Consider the following 17,364-nt stretch of genomic DNA (forward strand, 5'->3'; position numbering starts at 1 on the left):
GGCATAGCGACTTGCAGGCCTTGGAGGGTGGCCGACGGGTGACGAGAAGCCTGCCCCGATCAGGATGGCGCTGATCGGCTTTGTCCTTGGCCAGTACGCGCAGCTGCTGGTTTTCATAACTGCTTGCTGGGGACTTGGCACCCTGCTCTGGCCCGCCTCCGATCTGCCCACACGGCAGCCTTTGCGCATCGCGCTGGGTATGGGTTTGGTCATTTGTGCGCTGCAGGGGCTGGCCATTGCAGGCTTGCTCAACACCGCATCGGTGCTGCTCGTCATCGGCTGCGGGCTGGTGGCTGCTGCGCTGCAAATCTGTCAGATGGCCTGGCCCCGGCTTGCACCGGGATGGCCGCTGCTGCTCTTGCTGCTGGCCACGTTGCCAACCTTGTTCGCCCCGCTGCGCCCGCCCCTGGCCTGGGATGCGCTGATGTACCACCTGCCCCATGCGCGGGAGTGGGCGTTGACCGGACATCTGGGTGTGCACGAATGGCTGCGCTACCCCTGGTTCCCCTACAACTTTGACCTGCTGTTTGCCGCCGCGCTGGTGTTGGGCAACGATGTGCTGCCCCAGCTGATCCATGCGAGCACTGGCTGGGTAACAGCCTGGTTGCTCTACCGGCTGGCTATGCAATACCTGCCTGCGCCTGCTGGCGCCGCAGCTGCTCTTGCCACCGTGACCTGGCTGGTCACCAGCCGCAGCCACTACAGCGCCGCCTATGTGGACATGGCCGTGGCCATGTTTTTGACCGCTGCTTTCACCGCCATGCAGGTCAGCATCCGGCCCGCTGGCCGACGAGCAGTATGGCTGGCGGCATTTCTGCTAGGCGTAGCCGCTGGCAGCAAATACCAGGTGCTGGGGCTGCTGCCGCTGTTTGGTGCTGCGCTGCTGTGGCGCCACCGCATGCAAGGCCCTGGCTGGCGCATCCGCAGCGAATGGGACACCTGGCTGGTTACAGCCCTGTGCTTTGCGCTGCCATGTCTGTACTGGTATGCCCGCAACGCCTTGCTCACAGGCGATCCCTTCAACCCGCTGGGCGGGCGCCTGCTGGGCTTTACGGATTGGAATCTGGGCGACTACCTCTGGCAGCTGCAGGACCTGCGCAACCATGCGGGCTGGCCACATTGGGCACTATGGCCAGCCTTGGCCGCCCCCCTGCTGCCGTCTCTGCGACGCATTCCGGCGCTGCGCGCGGCTTGGCTGGTGGCGGCCTATATGGCGTTGGTCTGGCTGCTGAGCTCGCGCTACCCGCGCTACCTGCTGCCTGCCTATCCCCTGCTCAGTTTGCTGTCGGCTGCGGTATGCATTCAGCTACTGCGGCAACTGCCTGCCAAGCTGTATCGGGCACTGGCACCCGTGTTTGTCGGATTGCTTGTACTGGCCCTGGGGATCATCGGAGCACGCAGTATCGCCAAATCCTGGCCTTTGATGGCCCCCACTCAGGCCGCACGCGATACCATCCTGCAGCAGCAAGTTGCTGGCTACCAGGTCTGGCGGTACTTGCAAGAACACCCTGAGGCCAAGCTGTACCAGATGAACCTGGAAGACAGCCTCTACTATGCACCGCGCGCCACCTGGGGCGATGTGTTTGGACCGTGGCGCTACCGCGACTACCAACACCTTTCTCCCCAGCCGCTGCACCATAAACTCAAGTCCGAGGGCTTCACCGCCTTGGTAATACACACAGGCCGGGCGCCGACTGTGGCGCAGCAATCTGCTTTTTTGCAATATTTTGAATTAATGCTGGTCGTTGGCGAGGTCAGCCTGTATCGTTTGAGGCCGGGATTTTGAGCGATGATTGCTTAATCATTAGCTAGACACCGCTACTGCTAGTTTGACAAAGTCCGGCAGTTGAAATAGTTGACGATTGCTTTGCATATAGATAGATATTTCGTCAAAAATAATCAAATTCATGAATAACCGGATCTCACCCTCTGTCTTTTTCTGGCCTTGCATGGCAGTCATTTCGATGGTTTCGCTGTGGCTGCGAATGGCATTCCCGATTCTGGGACAAGGTTGGGCATCGTACGACGACTTGCTGTTTGTGAGACAGGCTGCAGAGATCGGAATGGGAAATTGGCTGGGCACCTATAGCAATCTCACGCTTTCCAAAGGTATCGGCTTTTCCTTGTTCATGCTGGTCAACCATGCAACTGGCCTGCCTCTGAAGTTCAGCGAGCACGCGCTCTACTTGGCTGTTGCCTTGTACTTCTCGATGACCATGGCCCAGCTCTACCGCTCGCGTCTCGCAGCCTTGGTCTGCTTTTTTCTACTTGCCTTCTTCCCTACCGCCTGGGTCGCGGGTGCGGGGGGACGTGTAGTACGCGAAGGCCTTTACATCTCGCAAGCGCTGCTGCTGCTGACTTTGGGCATCCGCTGCTGGGTACTTCCCAAGGCCGAGTCCGTTGCACACCAACTGCACATACGGTGGCGCACCTTGATTGCCTTGGGTCTGGTAGCTGGCTGGTTCTGGATTACCCGTGAAGAAGGGGTGTGGCTCTTTCCCTCCATGCTATTGCTGATGGCTTACTGGCTGCTGCGCCAGGCCAACAGCCGCACGCAGTGGCGTCCAGTCCTCACTTTTTTGGCGCTCCCCTTGCTGGCTGCATCGCTGGTTGTTCTCACCATCAATTCCGTGAACTTCGCGGTTTATGGCACTTTTCGCAACAATGATTTCCGGTCCAGCGATTTTCAAGCCGGTTATGGCGCACTGACCCGTATTCGGCATGACAACTGGCAGCGCTATGTACTGTTCCCGAAAGATGCCCGCGAACGCGCCTATGAGATGAGCGCTGCCGCACGCGAACTCAAACCTTACTTTGAAGGCGCTGGCGGACAGGGTTGGCGAGATGCAGGCTGCAACCAAACTCAAACTTCTCCTTGCCCGGAGATTCTGTCCGGTTGGTTCATGTGGGCCCTTCGCGATGCGGTTTCCCAGGCAGGGCATTACAACAGTGCATACGATGCCCGTGCCTTTTATCGTCGTCTTTCCGCTGAAATCGAAGCAGGCTGCCAACAGCGGCCCGGCGACTGCCTGCCCATGCGTAAGACCCTTCTGCCACCGTGGCATGAGGGTTATGCCACCGATACGCTTCAGGCGTCATGGGCGGTTTTCAAGACGCTCGCCACCCTGGGGAAACTACCAGCCTACATACAGCCTAGCGAAGGCGATCCTAAATATTTAGCGCTTTTCGACTCGGTGACCAATGGCCCGCTGGCTCCAACGGCTGAATCTAAAGGCACCTGGGGAGAGTACACACTCAAATCACCACGCGACACGCTGCGAATGCACTGGGCCCAGCATTTGACGATATGGATTACTGCTTTCTCCACCTATGCGCTGCCCTTGGCATTTGTGATCTGGCTGGCATGGTCTGTAATTGCTGTCCTGCAGGCGATACGCAAGCGAGCATTTCCGTCTCCAGCCTGGTGGGTGGCATCGGCCATTGCAGGGGGGATTATCACTCGGGTAGTTTTGCTAGGCTTTTTGGAGGCCACATCGATCCCTAGCAATAACATGCTTTACCTCTTTCCCCTGGTGCCATTTTCTTTGGTCATGCTGCCTGTCGTGCTCTGGGGCGTGCTGCAATGGATAACTCCCGGAGTCAGGCACAATGCGGCAGCCGCCTGAATGACCAAAAATAACTCTGACATGATCGACAATTCATCCCGCCTCTACCGCAACCAGCGTATCGCCGTCATCCTCCCTTGCCACAACGAAGAGCTGACGGTGCGCCCGGTGGTGGAAGGCTTTCGGCAAGCGTTGCCGGAGGCGGAGATCTACATCTTCAACAACCTCTCGACGGACCGCACCGCAGAGATCGCTGTTGAAGTGGGCGCACATCTGCGCAATGTCCATCTCAAGGGCAAAGGCAATGTCGTGCGCCGCATGTTTGCCGATGTGGATGCCGATATCTATGTGATGGCCGATGGCGATGCCACCTACCACGCACCATCGGCCCGCCAGCTCATCGACATGCTGATTGACCAGCAGCTGGACATGGTGGTGGGTGCGCGCGTCGAGGCTGAGTCCGAGCCCGGCGACACAGGTATCACCTACCGTCCCGGCCATCGCTGGGGCAACAAGCTGTTGACGGGTACGGTGCAGCAGATCTTTGGTGGCAGCTTTCGCGACATGCTCTCGGGCTACCGGGTGTTTTCGCGGCGCTATGTCAAATCCTTCCCTGCACATTCGCATGGCTTCGAGATCGAGACAGAGCTTAATGTCCACGCGCTGGAGTTGCGAATGCCATGCACCGAGGTCGATACGCCTTACGGCGCCCGGCCCGAAGGCTCGGCCAGCAAGCTGTCCACCTACCGCGATGGCTGGCGCATCCTCAAGACCATTGGCCGCCTGGTAGTCAGCGAAAAGCCCTTGCAGTTCTTCGGCTGGCTGGGCGCTGTGCTGGCGCTGGTCGCCATTGCACTGGCCGCTCCCATCGTCATGGAGTACAGCCACACGGGCATGGTGCGGCGCTTCCCGACCTTGGGCCTGGTGTCCGCCATGGTAGTGTGCGGTGGTGTGTCCTTTGTCACCGGACTGATCCTGCAAGCCATTACCTTGACGCGGCGCGAGATCAAGCAGATTGCTTATCTGGCTTCTGTGGCCAACACACCGAGCAAGTGATGCGGTTCAAGATCAAGCGCTCGGTGCTCTGGTTCCTGATTGCCGGCTCACTTGCCTTTGTCGTTGATGTCGTGGTGTTGACCTTGCTGCGGGATGCCCTGGGCGTGTATGCCGCACGGGCCGTGTCGTTCTGGCTGGCAGCCACCACGACCTGGCTGATCAACCGCAATATCTCCTTTGCGGGACGCAGCGCCAACGGCAGCTTGCTGACCGAGTACCTGCGCTATCTGGGTCTGATGCTGGGCGGCGGTGCCGTCAACATTGCGGTCTATTCGTTGCTGGCCTGGATCTTTCCCCAAGGCCCGCTGTGGCTGATGCTGTATGTGGCTGCAGGTACCTTGGTCGCGATGACGGTGAACTACCTCAGCATGACCCGGTTGCTGTACCGCCAGCGCCAAGAACATTGATACAGGCCGGGCGAGAACGCAAATGCGTGCGGCATGCGGGTATGGGACAAGACAAGAACGCAAGAGAAAATGAAACGCATGGAACCGCTACGCCTGCACCCCGTCAATAATTTCGACGCCTTGCGCTTGGCCGCCGCTTTGGCCGTGCTGTACAGCCACCAGTACCCGATCACCGGCACACCGCCCCCAGCCTGGATGAACGTGGCGATGGTCGGTGGTGTGGCTGTGATGGCTTTCTTTGTGATCAGCGGATATCTGGTCACTCTCAGCTGGTTCTATCAACCACGCCTGTGGGCCTTTTGTGCGAAACGTGCGCTGCGCATCTGGCCTGCGTTGCTGACGGTGGTATTACTGGCCACCTTGGTATTGGGCTCCAGCGTTACGACCCTGCCGCTTCCCGATTACTTCCGACACCCTATGACCTGGGACTATCTGCACAACCTGTTGCTGCAGACGCGCTTCGGTCTGCCCGGGGTATTTACAGGCAATACTTTCCCCAATACCGTCAATGGCTCTTTATGGACCATTCCCATCGAGGTGAGTTGCTATGCGGTGCTGGCTGCAGCGGGAGCATGCGGGCTGCTGCGCTTTCGTTGGCTGTGGGCCGCGATCTGCGTTGCTTACCTGCTGTGGTTTCTCACCCATATGACCGTGGATTTGACGGGAGTGATGACGCACTGGTGGGAGTTTCCGGCGTACTTTGCGTTTGGCTCGTTGATTGCCTGTTTCAATCAGCAGTTTTTGCAGCGCCGTGCGCTGTTTGCGGTTGTTGCCAGTGCTTGTGCGCTGGCTGCCTATGCGTGCGGATTTTCCTACTCTGCGATCTTGCTGTTTCTGCCAGCAGTACTGCTGGCTGTGGGTACTGCCTCTTGGCCTGTGTTGTCTCAGGCAGGCAGGTTTGGCGATGTCTCCTATGGTACTTATCTGTATGCGTTTCCTATCCAGCAGACGATACGCTTGCTGGCGCCCGATCTGGGCTTCACCAGCAACCTGGCCATCGTGGTGATGCTGACTTTGGTGGCCGGCTGGCTGTCCTGGCGTTTGGTGGAACAGCCAGCACTGCGGCTCAAAACCCTTTGGCAATGAGTTGGCATGCAGTACAGAAAAGACATTGATGGCTTGCGCGCGATCGCCGTAGGCTCCGTCATCCTCTTCCATGCGGGCTTGGCCCAGCAGTTGCCGGGAGGATTCTTCGGTGTCGACATCTTTTTTGTCATCAGCGGTTTTTTGATTGGCCGCATTCTTTTCAGCGATATTGCCGAGGGACGCTACAGCCTGCTGCGTTTCTATGAGCGACGCGCTCGGCGCATTCTGCCGGCGCTGTTTTTTGTCTTGCTGCTCAGTTATGGCTTTGCACGCCTGCTGTTGACGCCACTGGCGTTCGCCGACTTTCGCAACAGCTTGTTTGCCACCTTGGGCTTTGCGTCCAACATCTATTTCTGGCTGCACAGCAGCTATTTCGAACCCGCCAGCGAGCTCAAGCCCCTGCTCCACACCTGGAGCCTGGGGGTCGAAGAGCAGTACTACATCCTCTTTCCGCTGCTGGCATTTGCATTGCGTAACTCACGCTGGCGCTGGGCAGCCATCGCACTGTGCGCTGCCGCGAGCTTCATCTGGGCGGTCGCTACCGTATCCGCCCAACCCAATGCCGCGTTCTACTTGCTGCCTGCACGGGCCTGGGAGCTTCTGCTAGGTGCGCTTGGTGCGCTCTGGGTGGCCAAGAACACATTAGCGCCCCAATCACGGGTCGCCCTTTCGGTGCTGGGAGTCGTCTTGATCCTGGTTGCGCTGCTGGGTCTGGATGCGCATCTGCCCCACCCCGGCGCCTACACATTGATCCCCACGCTGGGCACGGCCTTGGTGCTGGTCGCACAAAGCCCTGGCGGCGTGGCTACCCGCTTGCTGCAGTTGCCGCCGATGGTTTGGCTCGGTCAGATCAGCTACAGCGCCTATCTCTGGCACCAACCCCTGTTTGCTTTCTGGATCTACCGCTTTGGCAAGCCCTCTTTTGAACACTATGCCTTTGCCTTGATCGCTGCCACCTTGGTGTTGGCCTACCTCTCCTGGCGTTTCATCGAAAACCCGGCCAGAAGCGCAGCACGGACATCCAACCAGCACTTTGCCTGGTACGGCGCAGCAGCGCTGGTATTGCTGGCGACGGCTTTGGTTCCGCAAACCTGGCTGCTCAGCCACCGCGCCAACGAGGCTTTGCAGCAGTTGGCCCGCATCGAGAACCTCTACGACCACTTTGAATTTCAGAAGAACATCCGCAACCAGGTCTGCCATTCGGTGTCGATGGCAGAGCGCGAGCGCAATGGCTGCCTGCACACCCGCAGCAAAAACATTGTGTTGTTGGGTGATTCCTACGCAGCAACGCTGTATCAGGGCTTGCGCCATGAGCGCAATACCAGGCATACCGACTACGGCATCATCCAACTCACCGATGGCAATGCACCACCTTTTTTCCAAGATGGGCAGATCGATGGTGGCGCACCACTTCGGGAGATCAATGAAGCCAAACTGCAGGCGATTGCTGCCTTGCAACCACAGAAGATCGTCATCAACTGGATGATCTATGGCAAAAACAGCAGCAATGATCCTCAAAAGGAGTTGGAGGCTTTGCAGGCCACCCTTGCCCGTTTGAGCGCTATCAGCCCGGCCAGCAGCATTATCGTCATTGGTCCTGTTCCCAACTGGTCGGTATCCCTGCAGAAAAATCTGATGGACTTCATCAACGACCAGGATGATTTTCCGCGTTACATGCAGCAGGGGCTGTCGGCCAATGAAGCGCAGTGGGATGCCTATTTCAGCAGCCATTTGCAAAAAACCAGAACCACTTACCTGTCCGCGCTGGACGTGTTCTGCACGCCCGCCGGGTGCCTGACCTCGGTTGATGGCACCATTGCGGGTATGACAGCGGTCGATTGGGGGCACCTGACCAAGGCCGGATCGCTGTATCTGGCCGAAAAAATCGCTCCCCGCATCTTTGATTAGTCTCTCTCGCCTCTGCAATGCTAGCTCTTGATACCTGGAATCCGTCCTCTCTTCCCATCCTCGGCCTGCTGACCGATATCGACGACACCCTGACAACAGAGGGCGCCGTCCCTGACAACGTGGTGCAGGCCATCGCTGCCCTCAAGGCCCAGGGTCTGGCGGTGATCCCCATCACCGGCCGCCCAGTGGGCTGGAGCGAGCCTTTTGCTGCTGCCTGGCCGGTCGACGCAATCGTGGCGGAGAGCGGTGCCGTCGCGCTGCGCCGCAATGCCAGTGGCGGGCTCGACAAGCTCTACCAGCAGGACGAGGCCACGCGCATGGCCAACTTTGCCAGGATGCAGGCAGTGCTCACGCAGATCGAGCAAACGGTGCCGGGGGCGCAGCGCGCCACCGATTCGGCCGGGCGCGAATGCGATATCGCCGTGGACCACAGCGAGTTCACGCAAATGCCGCAGACCGATATCGACCGCTGCGTGGCGCTGATGCAGGCGGCCGGCATGAACGCCACCGTCAGCTCCATCCACATCAATGGCTGGTTTGGCGGGCACAACAAGCTCGAAGGCGCGCGCTGGATCGTCAAGACCTTGTTTGGGCGCAATCTCGACGCGGAAATCGGCCAGTGGTGCTATATCGGCGATTCCACCAACGACCAGCTGATGTTCCAGCACTTCGACAACAGCTTTGGCGTGGCCAATATCGCGCGCTTTGTGCCCCAGCTGCAGCACCTGCCGCGCTATGTGACGCGCGGCGAGCGCGGCGCCGGCTTTATCGAGCTGGCCGAGCGCATCTGCGCGCTGAAGTAAACGATTGGGCGACGAACTGATCGCCCTCTACAACGCAAAAAACGCCCGCGGCACTTCAAGTGCAACGGGCGTTTTGTCGTGCAGAACGCGCGAAAGCGCGGTCTGTCTCAGGGCTTGAAGTCGAACTGCTGCTGCAGGATGACCTTCATCGGCTGGTTGTTCTTCATCGCGGGGCGGTACTTCCACTGGCGCACCGCGCGCTCCACCTCGGTGGCCATATCGCGGGAGGTGGTGGTCAAGGTCTTCACATCGCTCACCGCACCATCGGTGTTGACGACGAACTGCACGCGCACGCTGGCCGGTTGTGGCTGGGCGCCTGCGGGGTAGGGGAAGCGGGGCGATGCACCGGTCAACAGCTGGGGCGCCGAGTCGCAGGCATTGCCTGCGCAGCCGGCCGCTGCAGGGGCCGCGTTGGCGGCAGGGGCCGTGGTCGCAGCAGCGCCAGCATCAGGCGTGGGAGCCGGCGCATTGGTAGCGCACCCTGCCAGCAGTGCGGCAAGAACGGTGACAACGGCAGAACTGGTACGGATCAATGGCATGGTCTGAAGCTTCCAAAAGTCTCATGGTGGTGCGGCCCAGGCCGCCCTGGCGTGCACAGGGCGCGGCGCAACAACGCTGCCCGCGCGGCAAACCCCATGTTTTACCACGGGCCTGCGGCTCTATTGTGGAGAAATCCGGTACATGCCCGCCCCAGCATGTCGAAATTGCCGTGCGCGACTACGCACACCGGCATGAACGGTTAGGATTTACAGCTGTTCGCCCGCAGCCATCCATCGGCTGCCCGCGACGGCCCGACCACTGGATACCTCCAAGACACGCAAGGAAAAATGGCAATGACCACTGCATATCCGGATACCCGACTGCTGATCAACAACGAATGGTGCGATGCCTCCGACGGCAAGACCATCGATGTGGTGAACCCCGCCACGGGCAAGCCCATCGGCAAGGTGGCCCACGCTACCAAGAAAGACATGGACCGTGCACTGGAAGCCGCCCAGGCGGGTTTCCTGGTCTGGCGTGCCACCCCTGCGATCGAGCGCGCCAACATCATGCGCCGTGCCGCTGGCCTGCTGCGTGAGCGCGCCGAGCAGATCGGCCGCCTGCTGACCCAGGAGCAAGGCAAGCCCTTTGCCGAAGCCAAGGGTGAAGTGCTGGCTGGCGCCGGCATCATCGAGTGGTTTGCCGATGAAGGTCTGCGCGTCTATGGCCGCATCGTGCCCGCCCGCGTGCCCAATGTGCAGCAGCTGGTGATCAAGGAGCCGGTCGGCCCCATCGCCGCATTCACGCCCTGGAACTTCCCTGTCAACCAGGTGGTGCGCAAGTTGGGCGCGGCACTGGGCACCGGTTGCTCCTTCCTGGTGAAGGCGCCGGAAGAAACCCCCGCCTCGCCTGCTGCGCTGCTGCAGTGCTTTGTCGATGCCGGCCTACCCAAGGGCGTGCTGGGTCTGCTGTTTGGCTCGCCTTCGGAGATCTCCGAGTACCTGATCCCGCACCCGATCATCCGCAAGGTGACCTTCACCGGCTCGACCGTGGTGGGCAAGCAGCTGGCCGCGCTGGCCGGCGCCCACATGAAGCGCGTGACCATGGAGCTGGGCGGCCATGCCCCGGTGATCGTCGCCGACGACGCCGATGTGGAACTGGCCGTCAAGGCCACGGCAGCTGCCAAGTTCCGCAATGCCGGCCAAGTCTGCATCTCGCCCACCCGTTTCCTGGTGCACCGCGATGTGAAGGACGCCTTTGTCAGCGCCTTCGTCAAGCATGCCGAAAGCCTGAAGCTGGGTGATGGCCTGACCGATGGCACCACCCTGGGCCCGCTGGCCAATGCCCGCCGCCTGACCGCCATGGCCCAGGTCGTCGAAGACGCCGCTGCCAAGGGCGCCAAGGTTGCCACCGGTGGCGCACGTGTAGGCAGCGAAGGCAACTTCTTCGCGCCCACCATCCTGGCCGATGTGCCGATGAACGCCTCGGTGTTCAACGACGAGCCCTTTGGCCCGATCGCCGCGATCCGCACCTTCGACAAGCTCGAAGACGCGATCACCGAAGCCAACCGCCTGCCCTTTGGCCTGGCAGCTTACGCCTACACCCGTTCGTACAAGAACGTGCAGCTGCTGTCCAACCAGATCGAAGCGGGCATGGTCTGGATCAACCAGGCGGCCACGCCAACGGCCGAGTTCCCCTTCGGCGGCGTGAAGGACTCCGGCTACGGCAGCGAAGGCGGCCCCGAAGCCATGGAGGCTTACCTGAACTCCAAGGCCGTGTCGATCACGGCAGTCTAAAGATCGTCCCAAGGCCTGTGCGCAGGCCTTGGGTACAAAAAAAGCAAGTCTGCGGACTTGCTTTTTTCTTGGGCTCAAACATCAGGCCGCAGCCGATTCAGGATGCTGCATCCGCCTCGCGCTCGCGCCGGCTGGGCAGGCCAAAGGCGATGGCGCCCAGCGCGCCCTGCACCAGCGCATACACGCCATAGATCAGCCCCACGCCGACTGCCAAGGCCGCTGGCACGCCAAAGGGCGCCAAGGCCGCGGCACTGGCCGCTTCACGCGTGCCCCAGCCGCCCACGCTGACCGGCAAGGCCGCCATCAGAAAAATGGGCGCCATCGCAAAGGCCCAGGCGGCCAGGTCGAGATGAATGCCCAGCGCCAGCCCGCCCAGCGCCAGGGCAGCGGCAGACAGCAGCTGCACCAGCGCAGAAGAGCCCGCCTGTACCAGCATCTGGCGGTTGAAGTCCGGCCGCGCAGCGGCCTGCAGCAAGGGCTGCAACCAGCCCGGCAGGCTGGCCGCCTGGCGCCGGCCCAGCCACCACAGCAGCAGCCAGGGCAGAGCGATCCAGACGATGGTGCCCAGCAGCATCAAAGCCTGCAGCGCCGCTGGAGAAATATGCAGTACGGGCGCCAAGGCGTTGGCGGAGAGCGCCGCGCCGATGGCACCGATGGCGCAGAGCATCCACAGGCCGCTGAAACGGTCCAGTAGGACCGACAGCGAAGCGGCGGCCTTGCCCTGGCCACTGCGCTGCAGCACCACGGCGCGGTAGACATCGCCACCCACCACAGCGCCGGGCAGCAGCGCATTGAGGCCAATGGCCTGGAAATACCAGCGCAGCGCATCGGGCCAGTGCATCGGCGCGCCCAGCCACTGCGCCAGCGCGCGCCAGCGCCAGGCAGAGACCACGTTCGATGCGATGGCCGCCGCCAGCCCCGCCAGCAGCCAGCGCCCATCGGCCGCACGCAGCCGGGCCCAGAGAGCAGCAGGGTCGGCAAAGTAGGCCACGGCGCCGAGCAACGCGGCGCCACACAAGGCCTTGATGCAGGCTTTTTGTGTAGGGTTCACACCAGGGGCGCTTAAAGACTCGGAGCGGCAGCGGGCTGCACGCTTGGCATACGGCCGGCATGGGCGTCCAGGCGCACCATGCGGGGGGCGTCGCCCGTCTCGTCGATCACATAGTCGTCCGCATAGTACTGGCGGCCACCGCCCGACTCGTAGTAGATGCGCGTCAGCAGCTCCCCGATCAGGCCGGCAGCAACAAAGGTCATGCCCATCAGCACCAGCATCACGCCAATGATCAGCAAGGGCCGCCCGCCAATGCTCTCACCCATCAGCTTGACGATGAACAAATAGGCCAGGATCAGAAAACCTGGCGTGGCCAGCCACAGGCCCAGGCCGCCAAAGGCGTGCAGCGGACGCTGGCGGTAGCGCATCAGGAACACCATCAGGATCAAATCCAGAATCACGCGGAAGGTGCGGTCAATGCCGTACTTGGAAACCCCCGCCGTGCGGGCATGGTGGCGCACCGGCACCTCGGTGATGCGGGCACCGGCATCGCGCGCCAGCGACGGGATGAAGCGGTGCAGCTCGCCGTAGAGGTGCACGCGGTCAATGATGTGGCGGCGGTAGGCCTTGAGCGCGCAGCCATAGTCGTGCAGCTGCACGCCGGTGGCGTTGGAGATCAAACGGTTGGCAATCTTGGAGGGCAGCTTGCGCGAGATGGCCGCATCCTGGCGGTCCTTGCGCCAGCCCGAGACCATGTCCACGCTCGGGTCGGTCTCCAGGCGGTTGAGCAGCAGGGGGATGTCATCGGGCTCGTTTTGCAGGTCGGCGTCCAGGGTCACCACATAGCGGCCCTGCACGCGGTCAAAACCGGCCTGCAGCGCGCTGGACTGACCGTAGTTGCGCGCCAGGATCACCGGGCGCAGCCAGGGGCGCGTGGCAGCCAGCTCCAGCAGGCGCTTGGCGCTGTCGTCCTTGGAGCCATCGTCCACGGCAATCAGCTCATAGCTCAGCGGCTGCGAGCGCATGGCCGCGTCAATCCGGTCGACCAGGGCGATCAGATTGTCGAACTCGTTGTAGATGGGGACGACGATGGAAACAGCAGGAGACATAGAGGGCACATTGCAAAAAGCCGCTCAAACAGGCGGCTGGACCGAGACCGGAACCGGCATGCGGCGCAGCCCAACCGGGGTTGGCGACTCTTGTGGCATTGGTAAAACAGTGGTCGCCTATACTACCTGATCCGCTCTTTCCTCTGCTGCTGATGCGACAGGCTGGTGCCGCGCCTCAGGGCTGCGGGCCCTGTATGCACCCGCATTTCGTGTTTCTGCCATGACGTCTGCGTCCCCCTCCTCCGCCAAAGATTGGCAGTCCCAGCTCTACCGCCACCCCTTGGCCTGGGTGCTGGTGCTGGCCTGTGCACATGTCCTCTCGCGCGTGGCCATCTCGGACGGCATGAAATGGGACGAATCCGAACAAATCCTCTGGTCCCAGCAGTTCCTGCTGGGCTATGGCGCCCAGCCTCCTGCTTACAGCTGGCTGCAATGGCTGGTGGGCCAGGTGCTCGGGCCCACGGTGCTGTCGCTGTCGCTGGTCAAGCACAGCCTGATCGTGCTGACCTATGTGCTGGCCTGGCAAACCGGCCGCGCGCTGCTGCCGGCCAAGGGCGCCTTCTGGGTCGCCGGCGGCCTGCTGCTGATGCTGCCCTTTGGCTGGGACAGCGTGCGCGACCAGACCCACACCATCCTGGTCACCGCGATGGCCTTTGGCGCCTGGTGGATGGCCTTGCGCCAGGTGCGCGCGCCAGATTTGGTCAATTTTGTCGGCCTGGGCATTTTTTGCGGCGTGGGCATGCTGGCCAAGTACAGCTTTGCCATGTTGATTGGCGTGTTTGCCGTAGCCGCGTTCAGCGTGCCCCAGGTGCGCCGCGCGCTGCTGGGCCGGGGCTGGTGGCTCGCGCCGCTGATTGGCCTGCTGATCTTTGCGCCGCACGGCTACTGGCTGCTGCAGCACTGGCGCGAGGCCACGACCGAAACCATCCACAAGATGGACATCTCCACCCAGGTCTCCCACCTCAAGGGCCTGGGCGCGCTGGCGACGGCCGTGTTCTCCACGCTGGGGCTGTGGCTGCTGGTCAGCCTGGCCAGCTACCGCAGCCGCTTGTGGAAGGATGCCCCCACCCCATTGCCCGCCGCAGATGTCGCTACACCTGAATGGCGCATCTGGGCCTGGCCGCTGCTGTGGCGCTACCTGGCGCTGGTGTTTGCGATCCTCGTGGGCATGGTGCTGGTGGGCGATGTCAGCAGCTTCAAGCAGCGCTGGGTGCTGCCGCTGACGGCCGTGGCACCTCTGGCCCTGTATGTCTGGCGCCCGCGCCTGCTGGCCGATGGCGTGGGCCGGGGCTACACCACCACGGTGCTGGTGTTTGCGTTGGTCTTTCTGACCTTGGCAACGGTGCGCCCCTGGCAGTCCAACCTGCGCAAGGATCCCGACGAGCTCAACCACCCCGTTGCGCAGCTGAGCGCTGCGCTGGCGGCCGCCGGCTATGACGGCCAAGGCGTCATCGTCGGCTCGGACAACATGGTTGCCGCCATGCTGCGCTCGCGCAACCCGGGGGCCTATGCCACGGCCTGCACGGCCGAGGTTGGCCGCATGGCCGACTGCCTGGCTCAAGCCCGCGCCAGGGCCGTTCACACCGGCACCGGCCTGCTGTACATTGCCCGCATGGACAAGGCCACGCCCGCCTGGTGGGAGCCGGTGCTGGCTGCGGCGCCCGGCGCGTCCGTGCAAGATCTGACCCTTCCGTTTTCCCATATGCGTGCCAGCACGCCGCCCATGCACTACCAGTATCTGTGGCTGCCCGCACCCATCACACCATGAAACCTGTTCTCGTCACCGGCGCTGCCGGTTTTATCGGCATGCACTGCGCGCTGCGCCTGCTCGAGCGCGGCCTGCCCGTGGTTGGCATCGACAACCTCAACAGCTACTACGATGTTGCGCTCAAAGAGGCGCGGCTCGCGCAGCTGCAAAGCCACCCCAACTTCCGCTTCATCCAGCTCGATCTGGCCGACCGCGCCGGCATGGCCGCGCTGTTTGATGAGGTCCAGCCCCAGCGCGTTCTGCACCTGGCCGCCCAGGCAGGGGTGCGCTACTCGATCGACCAGCCCGACGACTACACGGATGCCAACCTGCTGGGCTTTGGCCATGTGCTGCAGGGCTGCCGCAAGCACCAGGTGGCGCACCTGGTCTATGCCAGCAGCTCCAGCGTCTACGGCGGCAATGCCAAGATGCCTTATGCCGAGAGCGATGCCGTCGACCACCCGATCAGCTACTACGCGGCCACCAAGAAGGCCAACGAGCTGATGGCCCATACCTACTCGCACCTCTACCAGATGCCCACTACCGGGCTGCGGTTTTTCACGGTCTATGGGCCCTGGGGCCGTCCGGACATGGCCTTGTTCAAATTCACCAAGGCCATCCTGGCGGGCGAGACCATTGACGTCTATGGCAATGGCCAGCTGGTGCGCGATTTCACCTTTATCGACGACATCGTCGAAGGCATTTTGCGCGTGCTGGACAAACCGGCCACGCCAGACAGCCACTATGACGCGCTGCAGCCCAACCCGGGCACCAGCACGGCGCCCTACCGCATCTTCAACATCGGCAACAGCCAGCCCACCGTGCTGATGGACTACATCGCCGCGCTGGAGTCGGCGCTGGGTATGCAGGCCCACAAGCGCATGCTGCCCATCCAGCCGGGCGACATGCACAGCACCTCGGCCGACACCCGGGCCTTGCAGGCCTGGGTGCAGTTCGCCCCCTCTTTCACTGTCACAGACGGAATCCAGCGCTTTGTCGACTGGTACCGCTCGTTCTACCGCGTATGAAAGTCACTGTTTTTGGAACCGGCTATGTCGGTCTTGTTCAAGGCGCCGTGCTGGCCGATGTCGGCCACCAGGTGCTCTGTGTCGATGTCGATGCCTCCAAGGTCGCCGCGCTGCAGGCCGGCCAGATCCCCATCCATGAGCCGGGCCTGGACAAGCTCGTCACCAGCAACCATGCCAACGGCCGCTTGCGCTTTACCACCGATGCAGCCCAGGGCGTGGCGCACAGCGAGGTCATCTTTTTAGCAGTGGGCACGCCCCCTGACGAAGACGGCAGCGCCGACTTGCAGTACGTGCTGGCCGTGGCCCGCACCATTGCCCAGCACATGGATGGCCCGCGCATCGTCATCAACAAATCCACCGTGCCGGTGGGCACAGCCGACAAGGTTCGCGCGGTGATCGCCGAGGGCCTGGCAGCTCGCGGCGCCAGCCACGGCTTCGACGTGGTCTCCAACCCGGAATTCCTCAAGGAAGGCGCCGCGGTGGCCGACTGCCAGCGGCCGGACCGCATCATCATTGGCACCAGCAACCCCGCATCCGAGGCGCGGCTGCGCGAGCTGTATGCGCCCTTCAACCGCAACCACGACAAGATCGTGGTGATGGATGTGAAGAGTGCCGAGCTGACCAAGTACGCCGCCAACGCCATGCTGGCCACCAAGATCAGCTTCATGAACGAGATCGCCAATCTGGCCGAGCGCCTGGGCGCCAATGTGGAGGCGGTGCGCCGCGGCATTGGCAGCGATCCGCGCATTGGCTACCACTTCATCTACCCCGGTGTGGGTTATGGCGGCAGCTGCTTTCCCAAGGATGTGAAGGCCCTGGTGCGCACGGCCGAGGAGATCGGCTTCGATCCCCTGCTGCTCAACGCCGTCGAAGCCCGCAATGAGGCCCAGCGCAATGTGCTGTTCGAGCGCATCAGCGCCTTTTATGGCGGTCAGCTGCAGGGCAAGACGATTGCGCTGTGGGGCCTGGCCTTCAAGCCCAATACCGATGACATGCGCGAGGCGCCCAGCCGTAACCTGCTTGAATCGCTGTGGGCCGCTGGCGCCCGCGTGCAGGCCTATGACCCCGTCGCGATGCAGGAAGCCCGGCGCATCTATGGCGAACGCAACGACCTGGTGCTCGCTGCCGACCCCGAGGCCTGCTTGCAAGGCGCCGACTGCCTGGCCATCGTCACCGAGTGGCAGATCTTCCGCGCGCCCGATTTTGGCCAGCTGGCCCAGAGCCTGCGCGACCGCATGGTCTTTGACGGCCGCAACCTCTATGATCCTGCTTTGGTGGCCGGCTATGGCCTGGGCTATGTGTCGATTGGCCGCCAACCGGTGCCACGCAGCGAATAAGGCCGCTGGCGATCAACCACAAAAAAAGCGAGTCCTCCGACTCGCTTTTT

Annotated in this window: 14 protein-coding genes; 11 read left to right on the top strand and 3 right to left on the bottom strand. The window is 62.2% G+C overall.

Going from position 1 to position 17,364, the window contains the following annotated elements:
• Positions 1-199: 199 nt before the first annotated feature.
• The 7 genes from ACPEE1_RS20065 (at position 200) to ACPEE1_RS20095 (ending at position 8,826) form a co-directional block, all read left to right on the top strand.
• Positions 200-1,786, top strand: a complete 1,587-nt coding sequence (locus ACPEE1_RS20065) for a hypothetical protein (protein ID WP_423934635.1) — start codon at positions 200-202, stop codon at positions 1,784-1,786.
• A 163-nt stretch (positions 1,787-1,949) separates the two neighbouring features.
• Positions 1,950-3,626: a hypothetical protein gene (locus ACPEE1_RS20070; protein ID WP_423934637.1), complete on the top strand. Its 1,677-nt coding sequence runs from the start codon at positions 1,950-1,952 to the stop codon at positions 3,624-3,626.
• 21 nt (positions 3,627-3,647) lie between these two features.
• Positions 3,648-4,622: a glycosyltransferase family 2 protein gene (locus tag ACPEE1_RS20075; RefSeq protein ID WP_423934639.1), complete on the top strand. Its 975-nt coding sequence runs from the start codon at positions 3,648-3,650 to the stop codon at positions 4,620-4,622.
• On the top strand, positions 4,622-5,029 hold the full coding sequence (locus ACPEE1_RS20080) for a GtrA family protein (RefSeq protein WP_116926577.1): 408 nt from the start codon (positions 4,622-4,624) through the stop codon (positions 5,027-5,029). The genes ACPEE1_RS20075 and ACPEE1_RS20080 overlap by 1 nt, the downstream gene beginning before the upstream one ends.
• 69 nt (positions 5,030-5,098) lie before the next feature.
• Entirely contained in the window at positions 5,099-6,115 is a 1,017-nt protein-coding gene (locus tag ACPEE1_RS20085; protein ID WP_423934642.1) for an acyltransferase family protein, read from the top strand.
• A 6-nt stretch (positions 6,116-6,121) separates the two neighbouring features.
• Complete coding sequence (locus ACPEE1_RS20090) at positions 6,122-8,023, top strand: acyltransferase family protein (protein ID WP_423934645.1); 1,902 nt, start codon at positions 6,122-6,124, stop codon at positions 8,021-8,023.
• A 17-nt stretch (positions 8,024-8,040) separates the two neighbouring features.
• On the top strand, positions 8,041-8,826 hold the full coding sequence (locus tag ACPEE1_RS20095) for an HAD-IIB family hydrolase (protein ID WP_423934648.1): 786 nt from the start codon (positions 8,041-8,043) through the stop codon (positions 8,824-8,826).
• Positions 8,827-8,933: 107 nt separating this feature from the next.
• On the opposite strand, the gene ACPEE1_RS20100 is transcribed toward ACPEE1_RS20095, so the two are convergent.
• On the bottom strand, positions 8,934-9,365 hold the full coding sequence (locus ACPEE1_RS20100; protein ID WP_084635804.1) for a TonB family protein: 432 nt from the start codon (positions 9,363-9,365) through the stop codon (positions 8,934-8,936).
• A 294-nt stretch (positions 9,366-9,659) separates the two neighbouring features.
• Here ACPEE1_RS20100 and ACPEE1_RS20105 point away from each other — a divergent pair, with 294 nt between their 5' ends.
• The gene (locus ACPEE1_RS20105) at positions 9,660-11,102 is read left to right on the top strand and encodes an NAD-dependent succinate-semialdehyde dehydrogenase (RefSeq protein ID WP_116926580.1); all 1,443 of its coding nucleotides are present in this window, start codon (positions 9,660-9,662) and stop codon (positions 11,100-11,102) included.
• 97 nt (positions 11,103-11,199) lie between these two features.
• On the opposite strand, the gene ACPEE1_RS20110 is transcribed toward ACPEE1_RS20105, so the two are convergent.
• Complete coding sequence (locus ACPEE1_RS20110; RefSeq protein ID WP_423934651.1) at positions 11,200-12,153, bottom strand: lysylphosphatidylglycerol synthase transmembrane domain-containing protein; 954 nt, start codon at positions 12,151-12,153, stop codon at positions 11,200-11,202.
• Positions 12,154-12,164: 11 nt separating this feature from the next.
• Positions 12,165-13,202, bottom strand: a complete 1,038-nt coding sequence (locus ACPEE1_RS20115; protein WP_116926582.1) for a glycosyltransferase family 2 protein — start codon at positions 13,200-13,202, stop codon at positions 12,165-12,167.
• Between the two features lie 220 nt (positions 13,203-13,422).
• Here ACPEE1_RS20115 and ACPEE1_RS20120 point away from each other — a divergent pair, with 220 nt between their 5' ends.
• From ACPEE1_RS20120 to ACPEE1_RS20130, 3 genes are read left to right on the top strand one after another with little or no spacing between them, the layout of a single operon-like run.
• A complete protein-coding gene (locus ACPEE1_RS20120; protein WP_423934653.1) occupies positions 13,423-14,970 on the top strand; it encodes an ArnT family glycosyltransferase in 1,548 nt (515 codons plus the stop codon).
• Complete coding sequence (locus ACPEE1_RS20125; RefSeq protein ID WP_423934655.1) at positions 14,967-15,977, top strand: NAD-dependent epimerase; 1,011 nt, start codon at positions 14,967-14,969, stop codon at positions 15,975-15,977. The genes ACPEE1_RS20120 and ACPEE1_RS20125 overlap by 4 nt, the downstream gene beginning before the upstream one ends.
• Positions 15,974-17,314 carry a UDP-glucose dehydrogenase family protein gene (locus ACPEE1_RS20130; RefSeq protein WP_423934657.1) on the top strand — a complete coding sequence of 447 codons (1,341 nt, stop codon included), beginning with the start codon at positions 15,974-15,976 and terminating at the stop codon, positions 17,312-17,314. The genes ACPEE1_RS20125 and ACPEE1_RS20130 overlap by 4 nt, the downstream gene beginning before the upstream one ends.
• Positions 17,315-17,364: the final 50 nt, after the last annotated feature.

Origin of the sequence: Comamonas sp. 23, assembly GCF_049601575.1 — a bacterium.
GTDB classification, from domain to species: Bacteria; Pseudomonadota; Gammaproteobacteria; order Burkholderiales; family Burkholderiaceae_C; genus Comamonas; species Comamonas squillarum.